Raw genomic sequence first — 22,002 nt, 5'->3', positions numbered from 1 at the left:
GAGCTGTAGGCAAGACAGGGGGGCTTGCCGGGGGAAACTCAAGATGATGGTGGGCACAGGGTACAACGGCGACCCTAGGATCGCCGTTGTACCATGCCGGGGCGGGTTTGAACTCAGTCCCGCTCGATTTTGCCCTTATGGCGGCCCCAGGCGGCAGGGCCGACTTCGGCGCTTTTCTCTAGCCAGTTTTTCCGCAACGCTTCCGCTTTCTCCGGCATGGTGCGCAGCAGGTTGTTCTGCTCGCCCATATCTTCGAGCAGGTTGAACAGGCCGGGTTCATCTTTCGCGTTCTGTACCAGTTTCCACTCGGTATCCCGAATGGCCCAGCTGTCGCCATAGCGCCAGAACAGCATTTCATGGGGGGACTCGGTGGTCTTACCGGACAGCACAGGCAGGATGTCCTTACCATCCAGGTTCCAGTCCGGCTCAATCTCACCCCCGGCCAGCTTGACCGTGGTCGGGAAGAGATCCAGGGAGCTGATCATGGTGTCGGAGCGGGTGCCGGCTGGGATCACGTCCGGCAGTTTGGCGGCGAAGGGAACCCGAATAGCGCCTTCGAAGGTGCCACCCTTTTCACCGCGCAGGGGGCCGTTGCTGCCGCCGTGCTGGAACTTGCCGCCGTTATCGGAGAAGAGCACGATCATGGTGTTATCGGCGATCCCCTGTTCTTCCAATTCATTGAGGATACGGCCGATGTTATCGTCCATGGCGCTGATCATCGCCGCCAGTTTCTGTCTATCGCCCAGATGTTTAAACGTTTCCAGGTAGTCATCCGGGGCCTGCATCGGCGCGTGGGGCGCGGTGAAGGCGACTTCCAGGAAGAAGGGCTTATCGGCGTTACGCTGAATGAAGCCGACGGCCTCACGGCCCATGGCGTGGGTCAGGTACTCGTCTTCCCGTTCGACCGGTTCGGCGTTGCGGCGCAGCATGCCTTTCTTATTGTCACCAATCCAGTAGGCAGACGCACCGTTATTAAAGCCGAAGTAGAAGTCGAAGCCGCGGTTATAGGGTTGGAATTTTTCCCCTTTGCCATCGTGGAACTTACCCACCATGCCCGTGTGGTAGTCCAGGGTCTGCAGGTACTCCTGGATCATGGTGATATCGGGCGGGGTGCCGCGCATCTCCGGCTGCGCCGGCCCTACGTTGCCTTCATAGCCCCAGCGGTGCTGATAGCGACCGGTATGGTAGCCCGCACGAGAGGGACCGCAAACGGGGGCCGTGACATAGGCCGTGGTCATGGCTACGCCAGCTTCGGCGATCTGATCCATAAAAGGGGTTGGGATCTCGGTGGAGCCGTTAAATCCGGTGTCGCCGTAGCCCAGATCGTCGGCGACGATCCAGATGAAGTTGATGTGCTCATTGGCGTCGGCCAGGGCGACGGGACTGGTGCTGAGCAGTCCGGCCGCGAGGGCGCCGTGCAGTGCATTTTTGCTGGTCGGCATCATAGTTGTTCTTCTACCTGTTGATGATGGGAACAAAAAGTCGAGTTAAATTAGCATGTCGGGTTCCGCATGAAAGCCGAGCTGACGTTGCTTTACGCGGATTTGAAAGGAAAGGCCGGACACATCACACGGTAGAGTGGTTGCCGAGAAAGGCGATATGCGTGAGTGGGATCCACGGCGAAGGGAGGTGACATTTGTGTTCGAGACACGAGGGGGCGTCGGAGAAAGGGCACCGCTGCGGTTGGCACGGTGCCCTTTTGATGAGTGTGCGAGTCGGCCTCAGGCCGCTTCTTGGCTCGTTTGGGTATTGGTATTCGCGCTCTTCCTGTCACGTTGCGTCGTGATGGCACAGCCAATGGCGATCCCCACAATCATGGCCGCGACGAAGGCGAGGGTGCCCAGGTTACCCAGCCCCAGGTTGGCCAGCGCCGGTCCAGGGCAGATCCCGGCCACGCCCCAGCCCAGGCCAAACAGCGCGCTACCTGCCAAGAGGGAGCGATCGATGCGGGTGGATTTGGGCTGATGGTAACGACACTCCAGTACAGGGGCGCGCTCGGCGGCCAGGCGTGGCTTGACTATGAAATGGTAGGTGGGCACGTAGATCCCCAGGGCACCGGCCATCACCAGCATCAGGGTCGGGTCCCAACTGCCATCCAGCAGGCCTTTGAGGTTGATAAAGCCGATCACCTTGGCCGGTTCGGCCAAACCGGAGAGGAATAAGCCCAGGCCAAACAGGGCACCGCAGATCAGGGCGCTCAGCATAGGAAGCAATTTTTTCATGACTGGGTTCCTTATCCGTGCAACAGGGTGGCGGCGAGGGCGGCACTGCCCATAAAGGTGGCGGTGGCCACCAGGGAGCGGATGGAGAGGCGGCCCAGGCCGCAGATCCCGTGGCCACTGGTGCAGCCATTGCCGATGAAGGCCCCCAGGCCCACCAGCAGGCCAGCGATGATCAGCAGCGGTAGGCTCACCAGGTTGTCGGCGCTGGTACCGCCGATCAGTGCGAGCAGGGAGCCACTGCCGATCAGGCCCAGCAGGAAGGCGTAGCGCCAGCCATTGCCCGGGGTGTTGGTCAGGGCACCGGCCAGGATCCCGCTGATCCCGGCGATGCGGCCGTTAAACAGCATCAGGCCGATGGCGGCGATACCGATCAAAACACCGCCCAGTAGGGCGGAAAGCAGTTCGTTCATTGTCGTTTCTCGTTAGCGGAACAAAGCCCGCTACCTCTGTAGCGGGCCAAAACAGTCGGACTTCAGGCCCGGTTTAGAAGCGGGCGTTGACCTGTTGATAGGTCTTGTAGCCGCCGGTCAGGTTCTTGGCGGTAAAGCCGTGGTTGACCAGCATGCGGTAGGCAACATGGCCCCGCAGGCCGACCTGGCAGAACAGCAGAATTTCCTTGTCCTTAGGCAGTTCGCCCAGACGGTCGCGCAGCTGATCCACCGGGATATTGATGGCACCTTCGATGGTGCCGGTGCGCTCCAATTCGCCGGGATTACGCACGTCGAGCAGGATCTGCTGATCGCTCGGCGCGTCCATCTCGGCACTGTGGCAGATCCGCAGATCGCCCTTGATGGTGTTGCTGGCGACGAAGCCGGCCTGGTTGAGGACGTCCTTGGCGGAGCCAAACGGCGGCGCGTAGGTCAGCTCCATCTCCTGCATATCAAAGACCGTCAGGCCGGCGCGGATCGCCACGGCCAGCACGTCGATACGCTTGTCGATGCCATCGCGGCCAACGGCCTGGGCACCGAGGATCTTGCCATCGACGGGGTTAAACAGCAGTTTGAGGGAGACGGGGTGGGCGCCCGGGAAGTAGCTGGCGTGGCTGGCCGGATGCACGTAGATCTTCTCAAAGGGGATCTCGCTGCGCTCGAGGCGCTTCTCGTTTAGGCCGGTGGCCGCCACGGCCAGGCCGAACACGCGGCAGATCGCCGTGCCCTGAGTCTTGTTGTAGGACTCATCCGCACCAAAGATATTGTTGGCGGCAATACGGCCTTGACGGTTGGCGGGGCCTGCCAGGGGAATGAGGGCCTTTTCACCGGTGAGCAGATCCACCTCTTCGATGGCATCCCCCACGGCAAAGATGGCCGGATCCGAGGTGCGCATGCGGTCATCTACGGCGATCCCGCCCAGCGCACCGATGGCCAGTCCCGCGTCCACCGCGAGTTTGGTTTCCGGCTTCACGCCGATGGCGCTGATCAACAGTTCGGTCTTGAGCTGCTCACCGTTACTCAGGAACAGCTGCAGGCCGCCCTGGATCTGCTCGACGGCCTGCAGGCCTGTGCCCAGGCGCAGATCGACGCCGTGATCGACGATCTCCTGGTGCACCATGTTGGCCATCTCAGGGTCGACCGGTGCCATCACCTGGTTGGACAGCTCCAGCAGGGTAACGTTGATCTTCAGCTCGCGCAGGGCTTCCATCATCTCCAGGCCGATAAAGCCGCCGCCGACCACGGTGGCATGGCTTGGCTGGTTCGCCTTGATGGCGGCGATGATCCGATCCATGTCCGGCAGGTTGCGCAGGGAAAAGGTACGGGGCGTCTGCAGACCCGGGATCGGCGGCGTTACAGGAGCCGCGCCGGGGGAGAGGATCAACGCATCGTAGGACTCTTCGTAGGTTTCGCCGGTGACCGTGTGCTTGATCCGCACGGTTTTGGCGGCACGATCGATGGCCACGACCTCGTTCTGCAGGCGAACGTCCACGTTGAAGCGGGACTTGAAGCTCTGTGGCGTTTGCAGTACCAGGGCATCACGGGAGGCGATCTCACCGCTGACATGGTAGGGCAGGCCACAGTTGGCGAACGAGATGTAGTCCCCCCGTTCGAACATAATGATCTCCACCTCTTCGTTGAGGCGGCGTGCCCGGGCGGCGGCCGAGGCACCACCGGCGACACCGCCGATGATCAATAGCTTCTTCACACTCATTCTTTTTGCTCCCTTGTGCCCTGATAGGCGTTCTACTTATGCAGTGGCGCTAATTTAGCGGTTTCTAAATTTATGGGCAATGGGGTTGGCTGAAAAAAGAGAAGGGGGATCACATCGCTCGGTAGGGCAGGCGGTGAGTGGATTGGATACATGTTTGCAACAACTGGGGGCGGTGCTGCGACGGCACATGGGACAGGTGGGTTGCAAGAATGTAAATGCGGTCAGGTGGACGGATGAACAAAGGGCAAGGCATGACCAGGGAAATTCCTCCTCTGTCGAGCGTGGAAGCCTGAGTGCCGGGAACATAGGGGGGCTGCGGAGTACTCGAAGTCAGCACCAAGGTGACTGGGATCCTGATTTTCGGTGGCCGTTTGCGGCCCAAAGGGTCCATCATTTTCTATGCAATGGATGGCTGCGACATGGCTATGAACTGGTTCCCCAACCTGGGTTGTCGCGCTGGCGACGGCAGCCAGGTTTTTTGAAGAGAGGGGGGCTTCGCCCGGCTGCGCGCTCCGCCACAATCCCCTTGGCCTTCACTGCGGCGGCGCCTGACGAGTCTTTTTATTAGATTGAGCGGTCGTCAAAAAAAGCTTGTGGTCCAACCCTCGGAGTGGGGGCCCTCCTCAAAGTCGGCGAAGAAACGGGTGGGGCAGCAGGCTCGGGGGAAGGTTTCGCCCATGCCGACTGTAGGTTGAAGTTGAGCCCAAGCGAAGCGCAACCTTGTTGAACACGCCAGCGGAGGGCTGGTTTCGCCACGGAGCAGTCATTGAGCACCTGTACGCATTACCCAGACGTAGGTTAGATTAGGCGCGCACCAAAGTGGCCAAAACGAAAAGGGGTGATCCGCCGTAATCTGACATAGCGGCATCGCTATTGGCACGGGCTCATCGGTCCGATCCGAGATCTCAATGTCAGATTACGCGAAAAGAGCGCTCGCTAATCTAACCTACCCCAAACATTGTTATTCAAGTTCAATGGCCTGTTTTGGCGCCCAACCGGCCCTTTGCTCTGGCTCTTCTTAGAACCTAGCAGCGCAGCGATCCTAGAACCTAGCTAGGGTGCCAAAGCAGCCATAGCAAAAAGCGGTGCCCCTGGGCACCGCTTTGTCTCTTCACGTTGAGTCTGAGTTGTCTCAGCCTTCGTCGTAGGGGTTCACCAGGCTGGCTTCCATGGAGTAGCCGGCGGCGAACTCCTCGACGTTAAAGGTGGCGGTGGCGACCTTGCCGGTCACCCAGACCGCGTCCCAGATGATGTCGATGGGAATGCCCTGGGGGTAGTTGACGTACACCAGCTGGTTGGTCGGTGGCGGCGGTACGTGGACGCAGGCGCCGAAGTAGGGTACCAGCAGGAACTCGGTGACCTTGGTTTCATCCCCCTCCAGCGGCACGATAAAGCCGGGTAATTTGATGATCTGACCATCCAGTTCGGGGACGACCTGGCCGATGGGCTGGACCCAGTCTGCCGGGCCGCTTTCATCGGCAAAGGGGTCGCCCATATGGGGGTTGGCCGGAGCCAACATCTGGGCCTGTTCATCGGCGGGGCGCAGATCCTCCCATTGGAGGACCCGGATCTCGGCACTGGCCATCGCCGGTAGCAGCAGGCCAATGGCCGCCAAGGTGTGTAACCACTTCATTTTCTTTCCTTACAGTCGTTGCGTCAGGCCATCGGCCAGGGTGGTGCGGTAGGCGCGCCAGGCGGGGATCACTCCGGCCAGAGAGCCGGCGATCTGAACCGAGAGCATCATCCAGGCCACGGTGCCGGTGGGCAGGCCCACCTTCAATACCAGGCCGTATTGTGCCAGTGCATAGGGGGCCAATGCCAGGATCACGCCCTGGGCCAGCAGGTAGCCCAGCAGGGTACCGATCAGGGCCAGTGCCGCCGCCTCGACCCACAGCAGCAGGAAGATATGGCGGGGACCGGCCCCCATGGCGCGGAGGATGGCCATCTCCCGTCGGCGTTCCCCCAGGCTGGCGAGCAGAGTGGTGAGCATGCCGGTCAGGCCGACGGCGACGACGAAACCGGCGACGATGGCCAGGGCCTTCTCGGCCTGATCCAGCAGGGTCCACAACTCGGCCAGGGCCATGCCGGGGAGCACGGCGGAGAGGGGTTCGCTGCGGTGGGTATTGATGGCCCGTTGGACGTTGAGCAGTTGGAACTTGCTCTCCAGTCCCAGCAGGAAGGCGGTGATGGTCTTGGGGGTGAGATCGAACTGGTCGAGTTGGTCGATGTCGACGCCATGGGTACGGGTGCCGCCCTGCCAGCCCAGGTGGATCGCCTCGATAGCCTCCAGGGAGACGTGCAGGCTGCGATCCACCGGGGTGCCGGTGGCGGCCAGGATCCCGACCACGGTGAAGGGCATATCGTCATGCTGGGAGAAGCTGGTGGAGCCACCGGCTCCGTGGGCCAGGACGATCTCCTGGCCCAACTCATAGTTCAGCTTGCGGGCGACTTCGGCCCCCAGGACCACCTCAAACAGGCCGTCGAACTCACGGCCCTCGGAGAGGGACAGTGACTGGCGCTGACCAAACTGGTAGTGACGGAAGTAGTCGTCGTTGGTGCCCACGACCCGGTAGCCCCGGTGGGAGTCCCCCAGGGCCAGCGGAATGGTCCAGGCGACGCCCCGGGCCTGGGACAGGGTGCTGTAGGTGTCGTAGCCGATGTTGTTGGTGGCGTTGCCCAGGCGAAAGACGGAGTAGAGCAGCAGGTTGATGTTGCCGCTGCGGGCGCCGACCACCAGATCGGTCCCCGAGATGGTGTTGGCAAAGCTCTGCTTGGCTTGACTGCGGACCAGCTCTACGCCGATGAAGAGGGCGACGGAGATGGCGATCACGGTCAGGGTGAGGGTGACGCTGGTGAGGCGGTTGCGCATGCTGCGCAGGATCAGGCTCAGCATGGCAGTACCTCGGTTCCCTGCTCGCCGACGTGCAGCAGGTATTCACTGTCCACCACTCGGGCCAGATCGGGATCATGGCTGACCAGCAGCAGGGCAGAGCCACTGTCCCGGCAACAGCTGGCCAGCAGATCCATAAAGCGGTCGCGGGCTTGTGGATCCAGCGCCGAGGTGGGCTCGTCCGCCAGGATCAATGCCGGTGCACCGATCAGGGCGCGGGCCACGGCGACCCGTTGTTGCTGGCCGACGGACAGTTCGGTGACGGGGCGCTCGAGCAGTTCGGCACCCAGCTCCATGGCCTCGAGCAGGCGCAGGATCTCGCCTTGGGGATCCGTTACCCGCTGGCGTCGCTGTGGGGCAAACTTGAGGGGCAGCAGGATATTGTCTCGAACGTTGAGGTAGGGCAGCAGGTTAAATTGCTGGAAGACGATCCCCATGGCGTCGGCGCGCAGGTGATCGCGCTTGGCGGCGCTGAGGCTGGACAGCTCCTGGCCCAGCAGTTGCAATGAGCCGCTGTCGGGCGCGAGCACCCCGCTGATCAGATTGAGCAGGGTGGATTTGCCGCTGCCCGAGGCGCCGCGCAGCATGGCACGCTCGCCAGCGGCCAGGGCCAGCTTGGGCACGGTGAGCGTTCGCTCACCGCCGGGCCAGCGATAGGCCAGATTATTTATGATCAGTTGTTGCATTGGTACTTGTCTGGTTACTTGCATAAAAGGGGGGCGCTTACCAGGTCATGGTGGCGCTGTTCGGGGACAGGTTGGCCCCGCCACTGCCGGTCGCCGTGAGCCGTTGGGTGCTCAGGCGATGGATCTCTGGGTAGTGCTTGAACAGATCCACTCGCAGCCGGTTGAGGGCGTCGGGGGCTTGGCATTGCCAGCGCCAGTGCGCTTCCAGCTCCATATGGCCCACATGGCCAGGCTGATCCAGGCCGTCGGGAGGCAGGATCTCGACGTCCGTTGGCTGACAAGCGGCCTGCTGGTTGAGGACAAAGAAGCGGTGGCCTGCGGTCAACTGGCCGAGGACACGGCGCACCAAGGCTTCCTCCTCGGCGTTGGCGGGGGCCCGCTCAAAGCCCCACAGGGCGTCCGTGTCCAGGGTGAGGCTGATCTGCAGAGCATCTCCGTCCTGGATCAGGGCCAGTTGACCCTCACCGTGGGCGTGGGCGCCATGGCCGGCACCCGGCTCGTGGTCATGGCCGTGGTCATGGCCGTGGTCCTGGCTCTGGGCCTGATCCGCCAGGGCGGCCGATCCGTGGGGATGAGCATGGTCATGACCATGATCGTGCGAATGGTCATGATCATGGTCATGGGGGTGGCAGCCGGCCAGCATCAGGGCGGCGGCGATGGCAAAAGCGATGGGTGATCTCATTGGGTAACTCCCGTTGTAAAAAGTAATGTCAGAATTTCTTAACAACGGGAGTGAGGGGGATCGCGATTGCCGAACTGGCGCAGGGCCACATCCGGGGCCTGGTAGGGTAGATGACTGAGTTTTGGGGCCTGTCCGGTTGGGGAGGGCAGCACCCGTTGGGTCAGGCCGGTGGCCTGGTACCAGTGCTCGATCAGTTGAGCCTGGGCGCAGGGCACCCCCTGCTCGTGTTCATGCAGTGCTTCGGCCAGGGCCAGGGTCGTCAGCATGGAGAGACCGACGGACCAGAGCAGCAGGATCAGGGCCAGGGGCCGAAGCAGGGGAAAACGCATGGGGTTAGAGCAGATCCAGCACCGCTTGGTGGTGGTCCTGTGTCTTAAATTTGGTGAGCTTATGAGCCAGGCTGCCATCTCCGTCGATGAGATAACTGAAGCGCGCAATGGCCGGAACCTCTTCGCCTTTGACCTTCTTCAGCTTCCAGGCCCCGTAGGCTTTGGCGACGGCCAGATCCGGATCGGACAACAGGTGAAAGTTGAGCTGATCCCGCTGGGTAAACTTGGCCAGACGCTCGCTCGGATCCGGGCTAATGCCCAGCACCACGACGTCCTTCTCCTCCAGTTGTTGCTGAATGTCCCGCAGCCCCTGAGCCTGCACCGTGCAGCCCGACGTCATCGCCTTGGGGTAGAAATACACAAGCACCCGCTTGCCGGTAAAGTCGCTCAGGGAGACGGTGTCGCCGTCCTGGTTGGTCAGGCTGAAGTCGGGCGCGGGTTTGATGAAGTCCATCACCACCTGGTGGTGATTTTTGGTCTGGAACTGATCAATGAAGCGCTTGATGATGCCATCCGGGCCGATCAGGAAGCTGAGGCGATGAATGCCGTCAAAGTGATTGCCGGCAAACTGCTTGGGTCCCCAGACACCAAAGGCATCGGCGACGGCATGATCCTCGTCGGACAGCAGGTGGAAGTTCAAGGCTTCCTTATCGGCAAATTTCGCCAGTTGGGCCACAGGATCCGGGCTGATCCCCAGTACTACGACGCCTTCATCATCGAGTTCGGCCTTGATGTCCCGCAAGTGTTGCGCCTGCACCGTGCAGCCGGGGGTCATCGCCTTGGGGTAGAAATACACCAGAACCCGTTTGCCGGCAAAATCGCTCAGGTGAACGGTTTCATCATGTTGGTTTTGCAGGGCAAATTCCGGTGCCTTGGCACCCGCTTGCAGGGTATCCATCATAAGGTCCTTACTCTGATTGGTTTTCCATACGTTGAATGGTGCAGTTGAGTCCCATGCTGTCGGCCAGTTCTGTCAGGCTCTTGATCAGGGCATCAAGATCGATCCCGGCGGTCACATTGATGCTGACTTCTACCTGCTGTACGCCGGTTTGCTGTTCACCTTTGTGGGCATGGGAGCGGAAACCGGCGAGATCCAGATCGCGGTCGGCCAGGAACTGGGTGATCTGGCGCATGGTGCCCCGTTTATCCTCGCCTTCAAACTCCACCACCAGGTGGCCCGAAAAGTCGGCGGCCATGTGGGTGGAGGTGCGCTTGCAGATGGTCATCAGCTCCAGGCTGGCGGCGACAACGGGTAACTCATTCTCCAACCGGGTAATGGCACCATAACTGCCCCCGACCAGCATGATCAGGGAAAACTCGTTACCAAAGATGGCCACCCGGCTGTCGAGGATGTCACAATCACAGGCGGCGGTCAGTTTCGCCAGCTCGTTGACGATGCCGGGCCGATCGGTGCCCATCGCGGTGACGGCCAGAAACTGGGTCATAGCGCTCCCTTTTTTCTTGAACGGTTTGGAGTTGGTGTGTTATTCGCCATAAGTGTTTGGCGTCGAACCGGGTTTGTCTGCTTGGGCTGCTATGCTAGCACAACTGAGGATTGATGTAGGCTCCCTTGTCATCCCAGTGTCGCGCCATTACCATAGCTGCCTCACGTCGTAAGGAAAAAACGCATGTTTCGGGGAAGTATTGTGGCGTTGGTAACGCCGATGCAGCAGGACGGGTCGGTGGACTTCGACGCCTTGAGCCGTCTGGTGGAATTTCATATTGAGCAGGGTACCGATGGTATTGTTGCGGTGGGCACGACCGGTGAATCAGCCACCTTGTCCGTTCCGGAACATATTGCCGTGGTAGAAGCTGTGGTTAAGCAAGCGGCTGGCCGCATTCCTGTGATCGCCGGCAGTGGCGCCAATTGCACTGCCGAGGCTATCGAACTGACCAAGGCGCTCGATGCCATTGGGGTTGACGGTATGCTGACCGTGGCACCCTATTACAACAAGCCGTCCCAGAATGGCATGTTGGCGCATTTCAAGGCGATTGCAGCGGCGACCGACAAGCCGCAGCTGCTCTACAATGTCCCGGGCCGTACCTGTTGTGATATTGCCAATGAGACCGTGGTGGAACTAAGCCGGGTAAAAAACATCGTAGGTATTAAGGATGCGACCGGCGATCTGTCTCGGGTAACCCCCCTGCGCCAAGCCTGTGGTGATGACTTTCTTTTGTTATCCGGTGATGACCCTACCGCCATGGCCTTTATGTTGGCTGGCGGTGATGGTGTGATCTCTGTGACCAACAATGTGCGCCCAGCGGCGTTCAAGGGCTTATGCGATGCCGCCCTGTCCGGTGAACTGACAGCGGCACGAGCGCTTGATGCCCAGCTGTGTCCGCTCTATACCGCGCTGTTTGTGGAAGCGAACCCCATCCCGGTAAAGTGGGCCATGGAAGCACTGGAACTGACGTCTCAGACTCACTATCGCCTGCCGTTGACCGGTCCGTCCGACGCAACCAAAACGATTGTTCGCGAGGCAATTGAGGCCTCTGCGGCTGCTTGAGGGAAAAGAATGAAACGGACTGTAGTGGCATTGGCGGTGTTGGCTTTGGCTGGGTGTTCGACCCCGCTGGAGCGTCGCCAGGCCAGTGGTGGCTTTGATTACCTGAACGAGCGGGAAGCTCCGATGCTGGTGGTACCAGAAAACCTGGATACGCCGAGATTCAGCACCGAGTTCAGTATCCCCGCTTTGGGTGAACAGGCTCAACGCGATGTGGTTGGCCAGCGCCTGGATGTCCGTCCACCGCTGCAGGTTTTGCCCCTGGCATCCGGCACCCGTCTGCAAGACGGTACCGACAGCGTCACCATCCTGATCGAAAGTAATGACGATGATGTGGATCTGGCGGTTGAGATCGACAAGACCCTTAAGGATTTTCTCGCCGGTCGCGAGATCACCCTGGTCGATGACGGTAACGGCGTGCTGACAACCGATTGGATTGAGACGGATGAGGTGATCGGTCGCTCCTGGTGGCGCGAGAAGGTCTACCAGGTGCGTCAGCGCTATCAGTTTGAGTCTGTCGTTAAGGATCACGGTCGCACCGGCTCGGTCAGCATCGAGCTGATCGAGCATGAAGAGGGATTGGATGGGATCGATGACTCTATCGTCCTGACGGACGCCGATCGCCGACGTTACGCCATCGATATGCTCAACGGCGCCATTGCCTATATCAACATCGAGCGTCAAAAGGCCAAGGCACTGGCTGATCTGCGCGACGGCCGCGGCTTCAAGATGGAGATGGGCCTGGATCTGGACAGTAACCCAGCTTTTATTGCTGACGCCAAATTTGATCCCGTGTGGGAGCGTATGGGACGGGTGCTTCCGGCTCTGGGTTTCGTAGTACGAGATCTGGATAAGAGCCTGGCGACCTACTACGTCGAGTACGATCCCAGTGGCAGTTTCTGGTCTGCACTCTGGGGCGGTGACGACAACCTGGCCCTGGATGAAGGCAGCTATCAGGTTCGTATCGAGGAGATGGGCGAGCGAACGGCCATTACCTTGATGGACAACGAAGCCCAACCCTTACCTGCAGAAATTGTAACTGAAGTTTACAATGACTTTGAACAGGTCATGAGAAAGGCGGTTAGCGAACTCTAACCAAGTCATTTGATGAAAAGGGCAGCCATTGGCTGCCCTTTTTTGTTACTAAAGCGAATAGGGCTTAGAAAAAAATCCCTTTAATAACAGATGGTAAAAGTTGACGCTCAGTGTCTTGTTTGGCTTCTGTTGCTATTTTGTGGTGTTTGAGTGGTAATTTCGCTCTGTTTGTCATTTGTGACAGTTTCCTACACTTTTTGTCGGCGGTTTCAGGTAGCATTGCGGCAACGAAATTGGAGTGTTGTCCCTCATGTTGAAAAAAGCTCTCTCGGTCGCCCTGCTGGGTGCAGTGGTCGGCGGTTATTTTTGGTTGCAACCTGGCGTGGAAGCCAAGCAGGAAGCCCCCCGTAACCAAACTACAGAAGTGAAAACCCGAGTGGTCGAGGCAACTCAGTTGCCCCGTAACTTGGCGTTGGTCGCGAATCTGGAAGCCTGGCAGGCCGTCACCATCGCACCGGAAGTGGCCGGTCGCTTAGCGGTGTTGGCCGTGGACAGCGGCGATCGAGTCGAGGCCGGGCAACTGCTGGCCAAGCTTGATGATCGTCAGCAGCTGGCGCAGCAGGCCGAGGCTCAGGCGGCGTTACTGGATGCCAAGCGGCAACTGTCCGAGCGCACCCGTCTGTCGCACAGTGGGGCTGTTAGCGCCTCGGATCTTGCCAGTGCAGAGGCCCAGGTGGCGATGGCTCAGGCCCGTCTGGCCATTGCCGATGCCGAGTTGGCCAAACGCACCCTGAAGGCACCGTTTGCCGGTGTTGTCGGGCTGATCAGCCATGCCGCAGGCGCCCAGATCACCGTGGGGGAGACCCTGATGAGCCTGGATCAGCTCGATACTCTGCGGATGGATCTGTCTGTCCCCCAGCGCTTCCTCGGGGCCTTGGCCCCGGGTCAACAGATAGGTATCGGGATCGACACCTATGCCAATGAGGCGTTCAGCGGCGAGTTGGTGGCCATCGACAGTCGGGTGGACAGCAAGAACATGGCGGTGAGCGTTCGTTATGCCCTGGATAACCGGGATCACCGCCTCAAGCCGGGCATGATGGCCCGGGCCGCGCTCGAGATGCCGTCGCTGGAGCGCCCCGTGGTGCCGGTCCAGGCGCTGGAATACTCGGGCTCAGATCGTTACGTCTACATCGTCGATGGCGATAACGTGGCGCACCGCACCCTGGTGCAGATCGGTGATCGCCAGGGCAACCGGGTGACCGTCGAGGCGGGACTCGAAGTCGGTGATCGCATTGTGGTTCAGGGCCTAGTGGCGATCCGTGACGGCGCAACCGTGACGGAAGTTCGTGGCGGTGGCGATGAGGTCGCACGCTAATGTTGCTGTCGGATGTTTCTGTAAAACGGCCGGTGATGGCGATCGTGCTGTCCCTGCTGATGACCCTGTTCGGCCTGGTGGCCTTTGAAAAACTGGCGGTTCGTGAACTGCCGGATGTGGATCTTCCCATCGTTACGGTGCAGGTGCGCTATGTCGGTGCGTCACCGGCGGTGATGGAGTCCCAGATCACTAAGGTGATTGAGGATCAGCTGTCGGGGATCTCGGGTATCGATGAGATCGAGTCCATGAGCCGGACCGGGGTCGCCCGCATTGTGATCAAGTTCGATCTGGACTGGGACATCATGGAGGGGCTGTCCGACGTACGGGATGCGGTGCAAAGCATTCAGTCCCGGCTGCCGGAAGATGCCGATGAGCCCATTGTGGTGAAGGCCAATGTGAGCGGCGATGCGGTGATCCGCCTCTCCTTGCGCAGCTCCGAGATGGATAATGTCGATCTGACCGACTTTGCCGAGCGGGTGCTGGTGGATCGTTTCTCCCTGGTGACTGGCGTTAGCCAGGTGGACCTGTATGGCAACCTGGAGCGGGTGATCTATCTGGAGTTGGATCCGGGGGCCATGGCCGGTCAGGGGATCACGGTTGCCATGGTGGAAACGGCACTGCGCAACCAAAACCTGGAGTTGCCAGCGGGCCAGATGCGCAGCCGGGATCAGGTGATGCCGGTGCGTCTGGAGCGGGTGATGACCAGCGTGGCGGATTTCTCCCGTATTGTGGTCCGTTACAATACCCAGGGCAGCCCTGTTTACCTTGCCGATGTGGCCAAGATCTACGACGGTGCCAAGAGTGAGACCACCTCGTTTAAGAGTAACGGCCTCAATGCCCTGGGCTTTGCCATCGGTGCCCAATCCGATGCCAACCCGGTGAACGTGGCCAAGGGCGTTACCGCCCTGGTCAATCAATTACAGCCGACGCTGCCCGCTGGCATGGAGTTGGAGGTGGCCTACGACAGTACCATCTTCATCGACCGATCCATCGCCGAGGTGTACCAGACCCTGTTTATCACCGCTGGCCTGGTGGTCCTGATCCTCTTTGTTTTCCTGGGCCAGGCGCGCGCCACCCTCATTCCTGCGGTGACTGTGCCCGTCTCCTTGATCTCCGCCTTTATGGTGGCGGCCTTCGCCGGCTTCTCCTTGAACCTGCTGACTCTGATGGCGTTGATCCTGGCCATCGGCCTGGTGGTGGATGATGCCATCGTGGTGGTGGAGAACATCTTTAAGCACCTGGAGCGGGGCGAGACGCCACTGATGGCGGCTTACGAAGGCACTCGCGAGGTGGGCTTTGCGGTGATCGCGACCACCGCCGTCCTGGTGATGATCTTCCTGCCCATCGCTTTTGCCGGTGGCATGGTGGGCCAGTTCTTTACCGAGTTTGCCGTTACCCTGTCCGTTGCGGTGATCTTCTCCTCCATCGTGGCACTGACCCTGACGCCAGTACTGAGCTCTTTCCTGCTCAAGGCCAATGTCAAACCCGGCCGCTTCACCCTCTGGATCAACGCCGGCTTTGGACGCCTGGAAGCGGCGTATAAGCGTGGCTTGCGGTCCATGCTGCGATTCGTCTGGGCCGGTCCGGTGATTATTATCGTGGCCCTGGTAGGTACCGTGGCCATGTTCCCCAACGTCAAGACGGAGATGGCGCCCAAGGAAGATCGGGGTGTGTTGTTTATCTATGTGAAGGGACAGGAGGGTACTGCCTACGATCGCATGGTGAAGAACATGGAAGCGATCGAGGCCAAGTTGCTGCCCCTGATGGAGGACGATGGGCCACTGCAGGCGATGAACTTCTCGACGCCGGCCTTTGGTAACCGGGGTGACTCCACCGGATTCTTCGTGCTTCTGCTCAAGGAGTGGGAGCAGCGGGAGCAGCATTCGGAAGAGATCCTGGCCCAGTTGCGTCGTGACATGCGCGGCTTCTCCGATGTTCGCCTGTTTATCATGGGGCCGGGTTTCCGCGGCGGCTCCGGCGATCCGGTGCAGTTTGTCCTCGGCGGGGCCGATTACCCCGAGCTGGATATGTGGGCGAAGAAGATCATCGATGCGACCCGGGATCGCCCCGAAGTGGCCGATCTGGATACCAACTACAACGAAGACACCCCGGAGCTGCTGGTGCATCCGGATCTTGATGCCGCCGCCAAGGTTGGGATCAGCCCCCGCGAGATCGCCCAGACCCTGGATGCGGTACTCGGTGGGGTGAGCCGGACCACCTATGTGGATCGGGGTGAAGAGTATGATGTGTACCTGCGCGGCGCCCTGGCCCAGTTTAACGATGCCTCGGATCTCTCCTCCATCTACCTGACGACGGCGGATGGCGAGCGGATCAGCATCGCCTCGCTGGCCAGTTTCGAGGAGGTGGGCAGCGCCAACGTCCTGCGCCGTTACCAGCGGACCAAGGCGGTGACCATTGGTGGCCAGATCGGTGAAGGCCACACCTTGGGCGAGGCACTGGAGTTGCTGGAGCAGACCGCCCGGGAGATCCTGCCACCCGGGATCACCATCGATTACTCCGGCGAGTCCAAGAGTTATCGGGAGAATCAGGCGGATACTCTGCTGGTCTTTGGCCTGGCACTGATCGTCGCTTACCTGGTACTGGCGGCGCAGTTTGAGAGTTTTATCAACCCGATGATCATCATGCTGACGGTGCCCCTGGGCATTGCCGGGGCGCTGATCGGCCTGCTGCTGACGGGGGAGAGTCTTAACATCTACTCCCAGATCGGCATGATCATGCTGATCGGCATGGTGACCAAGAACGGCATTCTCATCGTTGAGTTTGCCAACCAGCTCAGGGATAAGGGGTTGGCGTTCGAACAGGCGATCATCGAAGGGGCGGCATCGCGATTGCGTCCCATCCTGATGACGGCGTTCACCACCCTGTTTGGTTCGGTACCCCTGTTACTCGCATCCGGCGCCGGTGCCGAGAGCCGCTACGCCATCGGCGTGGTGATCTTCGCCGGTATGGCCCTGTCGACGGCGGTGACCCTCTTTGTGATCCCGGCGATGTACCGACTCATGGCGAAGAGTACCCATTCGCCCGAGTTCCGGGCCCAACAACTGGAGAAGGAGCTCGCGGCTAAGGCTTAAGTGCGCTCGTAAGAAAAACCCCCGCTTCGGTGCTCAGAAGCGGGGGTTTTTCTATGGGTTGTTAGCAGCGAATAGCTGCTAGCCGTTAGCTGCTTTTTATCACTGCGGCAACCACGGAGATCTCCACCAGCAGTGCCTCCCGGGCCATGGCGGCTTCGACGCAGGCTCGGGCCGGGGCGTGCCCTTCGGGCACCCAGGCATCCCACACGGCGTTCATGGCGGCAAAGTCGTCCATGGTTTTGACGTAGATGGTGGCGGACAGCATGTGCTGGCGATCCGATCCCGCTTCCAGCAACAGGGCATCCACCTTATCCAGCATGGTTTGAGTCTGCTCGGTGATCCCTTGGGTGGCATCGGCACAGACTTGGCCACACAGGTATACCGTGTCGTTATGTTTGACGATTCGGCTCATGCGTTGGCCGGTCTGCAGACGTTCAATGTTCATCTTTACCTCGATTGACAAATTGGGGATATAGCGTGCCTATTCTATGGCTTTTTGGGGCTAAAGCGAGGTCCTTGATACTGCCGTGGTATGGGGGAAATCTCACCTCATTCAGTGCGTTTTGTCTTCGTTTTGCATAACCTGCCGGGGAGGTTTTATGCCAGAGCGAAGGAGAGATCCCGCTTTGTGAGCTCCAGGTGCTCGTGGGCCGAGTAATCCGGCGTAAATGCGGTTGTATCGTGCCCTTTAGACAGTAAACTTGCGTGGCTGCCGTATTGAGCTTGGAAATAGAATGAGAAACAGTTTAATCACCGCACTGGTGATGCTTTTAGTCCTTTCCCTTGGGGTTTGGTACAAAGAAACCAGTGTGAAAAACCGTATTGAGCGGGAAAATCGAGACCGCACAGTCAATGTCATCATCGAAGAGGCGGGTTTCTCCTCGGTGACCCGCCAGGTGGAGGCTTTGGGGGACATTCTTTCTCGCGAGTCGGTGCAGATCTCGCCCAAGCTCACGGACACGGTCCAGGCGCTTCACTTCGAGAACGGTCAACGGGTTAAACAGGGCGATCTGCTGGTCACCCTGGAACAGGGCGTGCAGCAGGCCCGTGTCGCGGAGGCTCGAGCCAAGCTGAGGGAACAGCAGCGCGAGTATTCACGTATCGAAGAGTTGGTCCACTCCCAGACCATCGCACGCAGCCAGTTAGACCGATACGCAACGGCCATCGAAGTGGCTAAGGCCGAGGTCGCTCGCTTCGAGGCCGAGCTGGCTTCCCGATCTATCCATGCCCCCTTCGATGGCCTGCTGGGCTTTCGTGCGGTGAGCCCCGGCGCCCTGGTTACACCCAATACCGTGATCACCACCCTGGATGATCTGCAGACCGTTTACCTCGACTTCAGCATTCCAGAGCGTCATATGGCAAGCATCCGGCCCGGTAAGCCTGTGGTCGGCCAGGTGGCCGCCTACCCGGAGGATCGCTTCTTTGGGAGCGTGATCAGCGTCGATAGCCGGGTGGATCCGGCGACTCGTGCGGTGATGATCCGTGCCGAGGTCAACAACCGGGATCTTAAATTGCGGCCGGGGATGTTGATGACCATGCGTCTGATCACCGATGAGCGGGAAGGGATCGTGGTTCCGGAAGAGGCGATCACTGCTCAACGTCAGGAGCACTTTGTTTACCTGGTGGGGGACGAAAACGTGATTGAGCGTCGTCGCGTCCAACTGGGTTGGCGCAGCCGGGGTAAGGTGGAGATCATTGCCGGACTGTCGCTGGGTGAGCGCGTGGTGGTCCGAGGGATCCAGCGGATCCGGCCTGGGCAGACGGTAGTGCCCCAGATCGCCGAGCGCTTTACCCATATGGGGGCAAGCCGATGATCCTGACGGACATCTCGGTTAAACGACCGGTTTTTGCTTCGGTCCTCAGCCTGCTGTTGATCGCCTTTGGCTTGGTGGCTTTCGGAAAGCTCCCCCTGCGCGAATACCCGAGTATTGATTCACCCGTGGTCAACATCAGTGTTAACTACCGTGGCGCTTCTGCCGCAGTGGTGGACAGTCGTATCACTCAGATGGTGGAGAGCCGGGTCTCCGGGATCGAAGGGATCCGCAATATTAATGCCTACAGCCGGGACGGTCGAAGCTCGGTCAATATCGAATTCTCCGGCAACCGGGATATTGATGTGGCGGCGAATGATGTACGGGACAAGGTGTCCCGCATCGGCCTGCCCAGTGAGGCAGATTCGCCACGGGTGACCAAGGCATCGGGTAACTCCGATGTGATCATGTGGTTGAACCTGACATCCGAGGAGATGGGCAGCCTGGAGCTGACCGATTACGCTAAGCGATTCCTGGTGGATCGTTTTGCCGTGGTGGACGGGGTTGCCGAAGTGCACCTCGCCGGAGCCCGGGATTACGCCGTACGGGTGTGGATCGACAGTGAAAAATTGGCGTCCCGTGGCCTGACCGTCTCGGATATTGAGAATGCCCTGCGCAGCGAAAACGTCGAACTCCCGGCAGGTTCTCTGGAGTCTCAGCATATGCAGTATTCGCTGCGGGTCCAGCGCAGCTACCGATCGGCGGACGATTTCGCTCGAATGGTCATTGGTCAGGGGCGGGATGATTACCTGATCCGCCTGTCCGATGTCGCACGCATCGAGCTTGCGGCGGATGAGGAACGCCGCGAATTCCGTACCAACCAGCAGGATATGATTGGCCTGGGTGTGACCCGTCAGTCGACGGCATCCACCCTGGATGTGGCCGAGCGGATCAATACCCTGGTGGACCAGTTGCGCGATACCCTGCCCGAGGGGATGGCGCTGGAGACCGATTACGATTCCTCGGTCTTCATCAAGTCCTCCATCGACGAGGTGTATGAAACCTTGCTGGTGACCATGGGCCTGGTGGTCCTGGTGATCTACCTGTTCCTGGGCAGCCTGCGGGCGGTGTTGATCCCGGCGATCACGGTACCCGTCTCTTTGATCGCCTCCTTTATGGTGCTCTATGCCCTGGGCTACTCCATTAACTTGATCACCCTGCTGGCGATGATCCTGGCGATCGGCATGGTCGTGGATGACGCCATCGTGATGCTGGAAAACATTCAGCGACGCATCGAAGAGGGCGAGCCGCCTTTGATGGCGGCCTTCCTCGGCGCGCGCCAGGTGGGCTTTGCCATTGTCGCGACGACCCTGGTGCTGGTGGCGGTATTCCTGCCGACCGGCTTTATGGAAGGCGACATGGGCCGCCTGTTCCGTGAGTTCTCTGTGGCCATGAGCGCCGCGGTGATCTTTTCCAGCCTGATCGCCCTGACCCTCAGCCCCATGATGGCCTCCAAGATCCTTAAGGCCAACACCAACACCCCCTGGATGGTGCGTAAGGTGGACAACGGTTTGGAGTTCCTCAAGAGCCGTTACCGTGGCGTGCTGCTGACCTGGAGCAAACACCCGGTTCTGGTTGCCTTGCTGGTGGTAGTGGCCTGTATTGGCAGCGCCTTCTTCGCCAACATGCTGCGCAGCGAATTTGCTCCCCGTGAAGACCGCGGCTCCATAAACGTGTTCCTTAACGGGCCACAGGGAGCGACCTACGAGTATATGAAGCCCTATGTCGATGAGGTTGAGCATCGACTGTTGCCTTACCTGGAAAGCGGTGAAGTGATCAGCCTCTCCATGCGGGCGCCCCGTGGCTGGGGCCGGGTTCAGGACTTTAATAACGGGGTGGCGATCCTGCGTTTAGCGGATTGGTCCGAGCGTCGCAGTGCCTTTGAGATCGCCAATGAGATCCGTGATCTGATGCATGATATCACCGGGGTTCGGGTGCATCCCGGCATGCCCCAGCCCCTGGGCAGGGGAGAAGGGGCTCCGGTGCAGTTTGTGATCGGTGGTGGCAGCTATGAGGAGTTGGCCCAGTGGCGGGATCTGATCATCGAAGAGGCGGAAACCAACCTGGGTCTGCGCAACATTAACCACGATTACCATGAGACCAAGGCGCAGATCCGAGTGGTGATCGATCAGGAGCGAGCCAATGATCTCGGCGTCTCGATCCGGGACATAGGCCGGACCCTGGAAACCATGCTGGGCTCAAGGGTGGTGACCAGCCTTGAACAGCGGGGTGAGGAGTACGACATCATCCTCGAGGGCCTGCGTGATCGGCAGAACACCGCCGAGGATCTGGCCGGGATCTATGTCCGGTCCAGCCGCACCCGGGCCTTGATCCCGCTCTCTAACTTGGTGACCACCGAAGAGTTTGCCGATGCCAACCGCCTGAACCGCTACAAGCGGATGCGGGCAGTGACCATCAGTGCCAACTTGACTGACGGTTACAGCCTGGGCGAGGCATTGGACTATCTCAACGAGCTGGCGCGGGATCTGCTGCCGCAAGATGCGATGATCAGTTATAAGGGTCCCTCTCAGGATTACTATGAATCCGGCTCCTCGGTGTTCTTCGTGTTTGCCCTGGCCATGCTGGTGGTCTTCCTGGTGCTCGCGGGTCAGTTTGAGAGCTATATCCATCCTTTTGTGATCATGCTAACGGTACCGCTGGCGGCCTTTGGTGCCTTGATGGGGCTCTACTTTACCGATCAGAGCATCAACCTCTATTCGCAGATCGGCATGATCATGCTGATTGGTTTGGCGGCCAAAAACGGCATTTTGATCGTCGAGTTTGCCAACCAGCTGCGGGATGACGGGGTGCCATTCGATGACGCCATCATCGAGGCCTCCCTGGCACGCTTGCGGCCCATTATCATGACCGGGATCACCACAGCGGCGGGTGCGATTCCCCTGGTAATGGCCTCCGGTGCCGGGGCTGAGACCCGCTTCGTGATTGGGGTCGTGGTGCTGTTTGGTGTCGTGGTGGCCACCGCCTTTACCCTGCTGGTGATCCCTGTGGTTTATCACCTGTTGGCCAAGCACACCACCAGCCCAGAGTTTGTTTCCCGGGAGCTGGCACAACAGTTGGCCGGAGAGAAGAAGGGTGGCAAGGTTGCCAAGGCTCTGGCGCCGCTGCGGGGCAGTGACGCCGCCTAGCCTCGTCCGCTTTGCTCTCAATAACGCCCCGGCACTGCCCGGGGCGTTTTACGTTAAGGCGCCTGTTCAGCTTGATGAAGCGCACCCG

Annotated in this window: 18 protein-coding genes and 1 pseudogene; 6 read left to right on the top strand and 13 right to left on the bottom strand. The window is 60.0% G+C overall.

The genetic code is table 11. The features are described from left to right. Positions 1 to 113: 113 nt before the first annotated feature. From AC2D8U_RS18445 to AC2D8U_RS18390, 12 genes and pseudogenes are all read right to left on the bottom strand, one after another. Entirely contained in the window at positions 114 to 1,445 is a 1,332-nt protein-coding gene (locus AC2D8U_RS18445) for a sulfatase-like hydrolase/transferase (protein WP_484620545.1), read from the bottom strand. A gap of 276 nt (positions 1,446 to 1,721) precedes the next feature. Beyond that, complete coding sequence (locus AC2D8U_RS18440) at positions 1,722 to 2,222, bottom strand: DUF6691 family protein (protein WP_484620544.1); 501 nt, start codon at positions 2,220 to 2,222, stop codon at positions 1,722 to 1,724. Between the two features lie 11 nt (positions 2,223 to 2,233). Then, a complete protein-coding gene (locus tag AC2D8U_RS18435; protein WP_484620543.1) occupies positions 2,234 to 2,632 on the bottom strand; it encodes a YeeE/YedE family protein in 399 nt (132 codons plus the stop codon). Positions 2,633 to 2,705: 73 nt separating this feature from the next. Next, entirely contained in the window at positions 2,706 to 4,358 is a 1,653-nt protein-coding gene (locus AC2D8U_RS18430; protein ID WP_484620597.1) for an FAD-dependent oxidoreductase, read from the bottom strand. Between the two features lie 1,138 nt (positions 4,359 to 5,496). Next, on the bottom strand, positions 5,497 to 5,997 hold the full coding sequence (locus AC2D8U_RS18425) for a DUF3299 domain-containing protein (protein WP_484620542.1): 501 nt from the start codon (positions 5,995 to 5,997) through the stop codon (positions 5,497 to 5,499). A 9-nt stretch (positions 5,998 to 6,006) separates the two neighbouring features. After that, a complete protein-coding gene (locus AC2D8U_RS18420) occupies positions 6,007 to 7,257 on the bottom strand; it encodes an ABC transporter permease (protein ID WP_484620541.1) in 1,251 nt (416 codons plus the stop codon). Further along, positions 7,251 to 7,940 carry an ABC transporter ATP-binding protein gene (locus tag AC2D8U_RS18415; protein ID WP_484620540.1) on the bottom strand — a complete coding sequence of 230 codons (690 nt, stop codon included), beginning with the start codon at positions 7,938 to 7,940 and terminating at the stop codon, positions 7,251 to 7,253. The genes AC2D8U_RS18420 and AC2D8U_RS18415 overlap by 7 nt, the downstream gene beginning before the upstream one ends. A 37-nt stretch (positions 7,941 to 7,977) precedes the next feature. Then, positions 7,978 to 8,622, bottom strand: coding sequence for a ZrgA family zinc uptake protein (locus AC2D8U_RS18410; RefSeq protein ID WP_484620539.1), 645 nt, complete (start codon positions 8,620 to 8,622; stop codon positions 7,978 to 7,980). A gap of 38 nt (positions 8,623 to 8,660) precedes the next feature. Next, on the bottom strand, positions 8,661 to 8,951 hold the full coding sequence (locus tag AC2D8U_RS18405; protein WP_484620538.1) for a hypothetical protein: 291 nt from the start codon (positions 8,949 to 8,951) through the stop codon (positions 8,661 to 8,663). 4 nt (positions 8,952 to 8,955) lie between these two features. Next, positions 8,956 to 9,405, bottom strand: coding sequence for a thioredoxin-dependent thiol peroxidase (gene bcp / locus AC2D8U_RS18400; RefSeq protein ID WP_484620596.1), 450 nt, complete (start codon positions 9,403 to 9,405; stop codon positions 8,956 to 8,958). Next, positions 9,394 to 9,849, bottom strand: a pseudogene (gene bcp, locus AC2D8U_RS18395) (thioredoxin-dependent thiol peroxidase); the annotation flags it as partial. The pseudogene bcp (AC2D8U_RS18395) and the gene bcp (AC2D8U_RS18400), both read right to left, overlap by 12 nt. A gap of 10 nt (positions 9,850 to 9,859) precedes the next feature. Continuing rightward, entirely contained in the window at positions 9,860 to 10,396 is a 537-nt protein-coding gene (locus AC2D8U_RS18390; RefSeq protein WP_484620537.1) for a glycine cleavage system transcriptional repressor, read from the bottom strand. Positions 10,397 to 10,579: 183 nt separating this feature from the next. On the opposite strand from AC2D8U_RS18390, the gene dapA reads away from it, so the two are divergent. The 4 genes from dapA to AC2D8U_RS18370 all read left to right on the top strand — a co-directional run bounded on the left by dapA (position 10,580) and on the right by AC2D8U_RS18370 (position 16,957). After that, positions 10,580 to 11,458 carry a 4-hydroxy-tetrahydrodipicolinate synthase gene (gene dapA / locus AC2D8U_RS18385; RefSeq protein ID WP_484620536.1) on the top strand — a complete coding sequence of 293 codons (879 nt, stop codon included), beginning with the start codon at positions 10,580 to 10,582 and terminating at the stop codon, positions 11,456 to 11,458. 9 nt (positions 11,459 to 11,467) lie between these two features. After that, complete coding sequence (gene bamC / locus AC2D8U_RS18380; protein WP_484620535.1) at positions 11,468 to 12,550, top strand: outer membrane protein assembly factor BamC; 1,083 nt, start codon at positions 11,468 to 11,470, stop codon at positions 12,548 to 12,550. A gap of 250 nt (positions 12,551 to 12,800) precedes the next feature. Next, on the top strand, positions 12,801 to 13,865 hold the full coding sequence (locus AC2D8U_RS18375) for an efflux RND transporter periplasmic adaptor subunit (RefSeq protein WP_484620534.1): 1,065 nt from the start codon (positions 12,801 to 12,803) through the stop codon (positions 13,863 to 13,865). After that, a complete protein-coding gene (locus AC2D8U_RS18370; RefSeq protein ID WP_484620533.1) occupies positions 13,865 to 16,957 on the top strand; it encodes an efflux RND transporter permease subunit in 3,093 nt (1,030 codons plus the stop codon). The genes AC2D8U_RS18375 and AC2D8U_RS18370 overlap by 1 nt, the downstream gene beginning before the upstream one ends. A gap of 85 nt (positions 16,958 to 17,042) precedes the next feature. Here the strand turns inward: AC2D8U_RS18370 and AC2D8U_RS18365 are convergent, their stop codons facing one another. Beyond that, positions 17,043 to 17,402 (bottom strand): RidA family protein, encoded by a 360-nt coding sequence (locus AC2D8U_RS18365; RefSeq protein ID WP_484620532.1) that lies wholly within the window; start codon positions 17,400 to 17,402, stop codon positions 17,043 to 17,045. A gap of 289 nt (positions 17,403 to 17,691) precedes the next feature. Between AC2D8U_RS18365 and AC2D8U_RS18360 the strand changes: the two genes are divergently transcribed. After that, the gene (locus tag AC2D8U_RS18360; RefSeq protein WP_484620531.1) at positions 17,692 to 18,771 is read left to right on the top strand and encodes an efflux RND transporter periplasmic adaptor subunit; all 1,080 of its coding nucleotides are present in this window, start codon (positions 17,692 to 17,694) and stop codon (positions 18,769 to 18,771) included. Beyond that, positions 18,768 to 21,914 carry an efflux RND transporter permease subunit gene (locus tag AC2D8U_RS18355; protein WP_484620530.1) on the top strand — a complete coding sequence of 1,049 codons (3,147 nt, stop codon included), beginning with the start codon at positions 18,768 to 18,770 and terminating at the stop codon, positions 21,912 to 21,914. Before AC2D8U_RS18360 ends, AC2D8U_RS18355 begins: the two co-directional genes overlap by 4 nt. Positions 21,915 to 22,002: the final 88 nt, after the last annotated feature.

It is taken from the genome of Ferrimonas sp. YIN67 (genome assembly GCF_057219095.1).
Note: the sequence above shows the minus strand (reverse complement) of the source record. Positions and strands in the feature narration are given on the sequence as shown.

Coding starts and splice junctions, on each gene's coding strand:
- AC2D8U_RS18445 (WP_484620545.1), bottom strand. CDS start 1,445: ATGATGCCGACCAGCAAAAATGCACTGCACGGCGCCCTCGCGGCCGGA.
- AC2D8U_RS18440 (WP_484620544.1), bottom strand. CDS start 2,222: ATGAAAAAATTGCTTCCTATGCTGAGCGCCCTGATCTGCGGTGCCCTG.
- AC2D8U_RS18435 (WP_484620543.1), bottom strand. CDS start 2,632: ATGAACGAACTGCTTTCCGCCCTACTGGGCGGTGTTTTGATCGGTATC.
- AC2D8U_RS18425 (WP_484620542.1), bottom strand. CDS start 5,997: ATGAAGTGGTTACACACCTTGGCGGCCATTGGCCTGCTGCTACCGGCG.
- AC2D8U_RS18420 (WP_484620541.1), bottom strand. CDS start 7,257: ATGCTGAGCCTGATCCTGCGCAGCATGCGCAACCGCCTCACCAGCGTC.
- AC2D8U_RS18415 (WP_484620540.1), bottom strand. CDS start 7,940: ATGCAACAACTGATCATAAATAATCTGGCCTATCGCTGGCCCGGCGGT.
- AC2D8U_RS18410 (WP_484620539.1), bottom strand. CDS start 8,622: ATGAGATCACCCATCGCTTTTGCCATCGCCGCCGCCCTGATGCTGGCC.
- AC2D8U_RS18405 (WP_484620538.1), bottom strand. CDS start 8,951: ATGCGTTTTCCCCTGCTTCGGCCCCTGGCCCTGATCCTGCTGCTCTGG.
- bcp (WP_484620596.1), bottom strand. CDS start 9,405: ATGGACTTCATCAAACCCGCGCCCGACTTCAGCCTGACCAACCAGGAC.
- AC2D8U_RS18390 (WP_484620537.1), bottom strand. CDS start 10,396: ATGACCCAGTTTCTGGCCGTCACCGCGATGGGCACCGATCGGCCCGGC.
- dapA (WP_484620536.1), top strand. CDS start 10,580: ATGTTTCGGGGAAGTATTGTGGCGTTGGTAACGCCGATGCAGCAGGAC.
- bamC (WP_484620535.1), top strand. CDS start 11,468: ATGAAACGGACTGTAGTGGCATTGGCGGTGTTGGCTTTGGCTGGGTGT.
- AC2D8U_RS18375 (WP_484620534.1), top strand. CDS start 12,801: ATGTTGAAAAAAGCTCTCTCGGTCGCCCTGCTGGGTGCAGTGGTCGGC.
- AC2D8U_RS18370 (WP_484620533.1), top strand. CDS start 13,865: ATGTTGCTGTCGGATGTTTCTGTAAAACGGCCGGTGATGGCGATCGTG.
- AC2D8U_RS18365 (WP_484620532.1), bottom strand. CDS start 17,402: ATGAACATTGAACGTCTGCAGACCGGCCAACGCATGAGCCGAATCGTC.
- AC2D8U_RS18360 (WP_484620531.1), top strand. CDS start 17,692: ATGAGAAACAGTTTAATCACCGCACTGGTGATGCTTTTAGTCCTTTCC.
- AC2D8U_RS18355 (WP_484620530.1), top strand. CDS start 18,768: ATGATCCTGACGGACATCTCGGTTAAACGACCGGTTTTTGCTTCGGTC.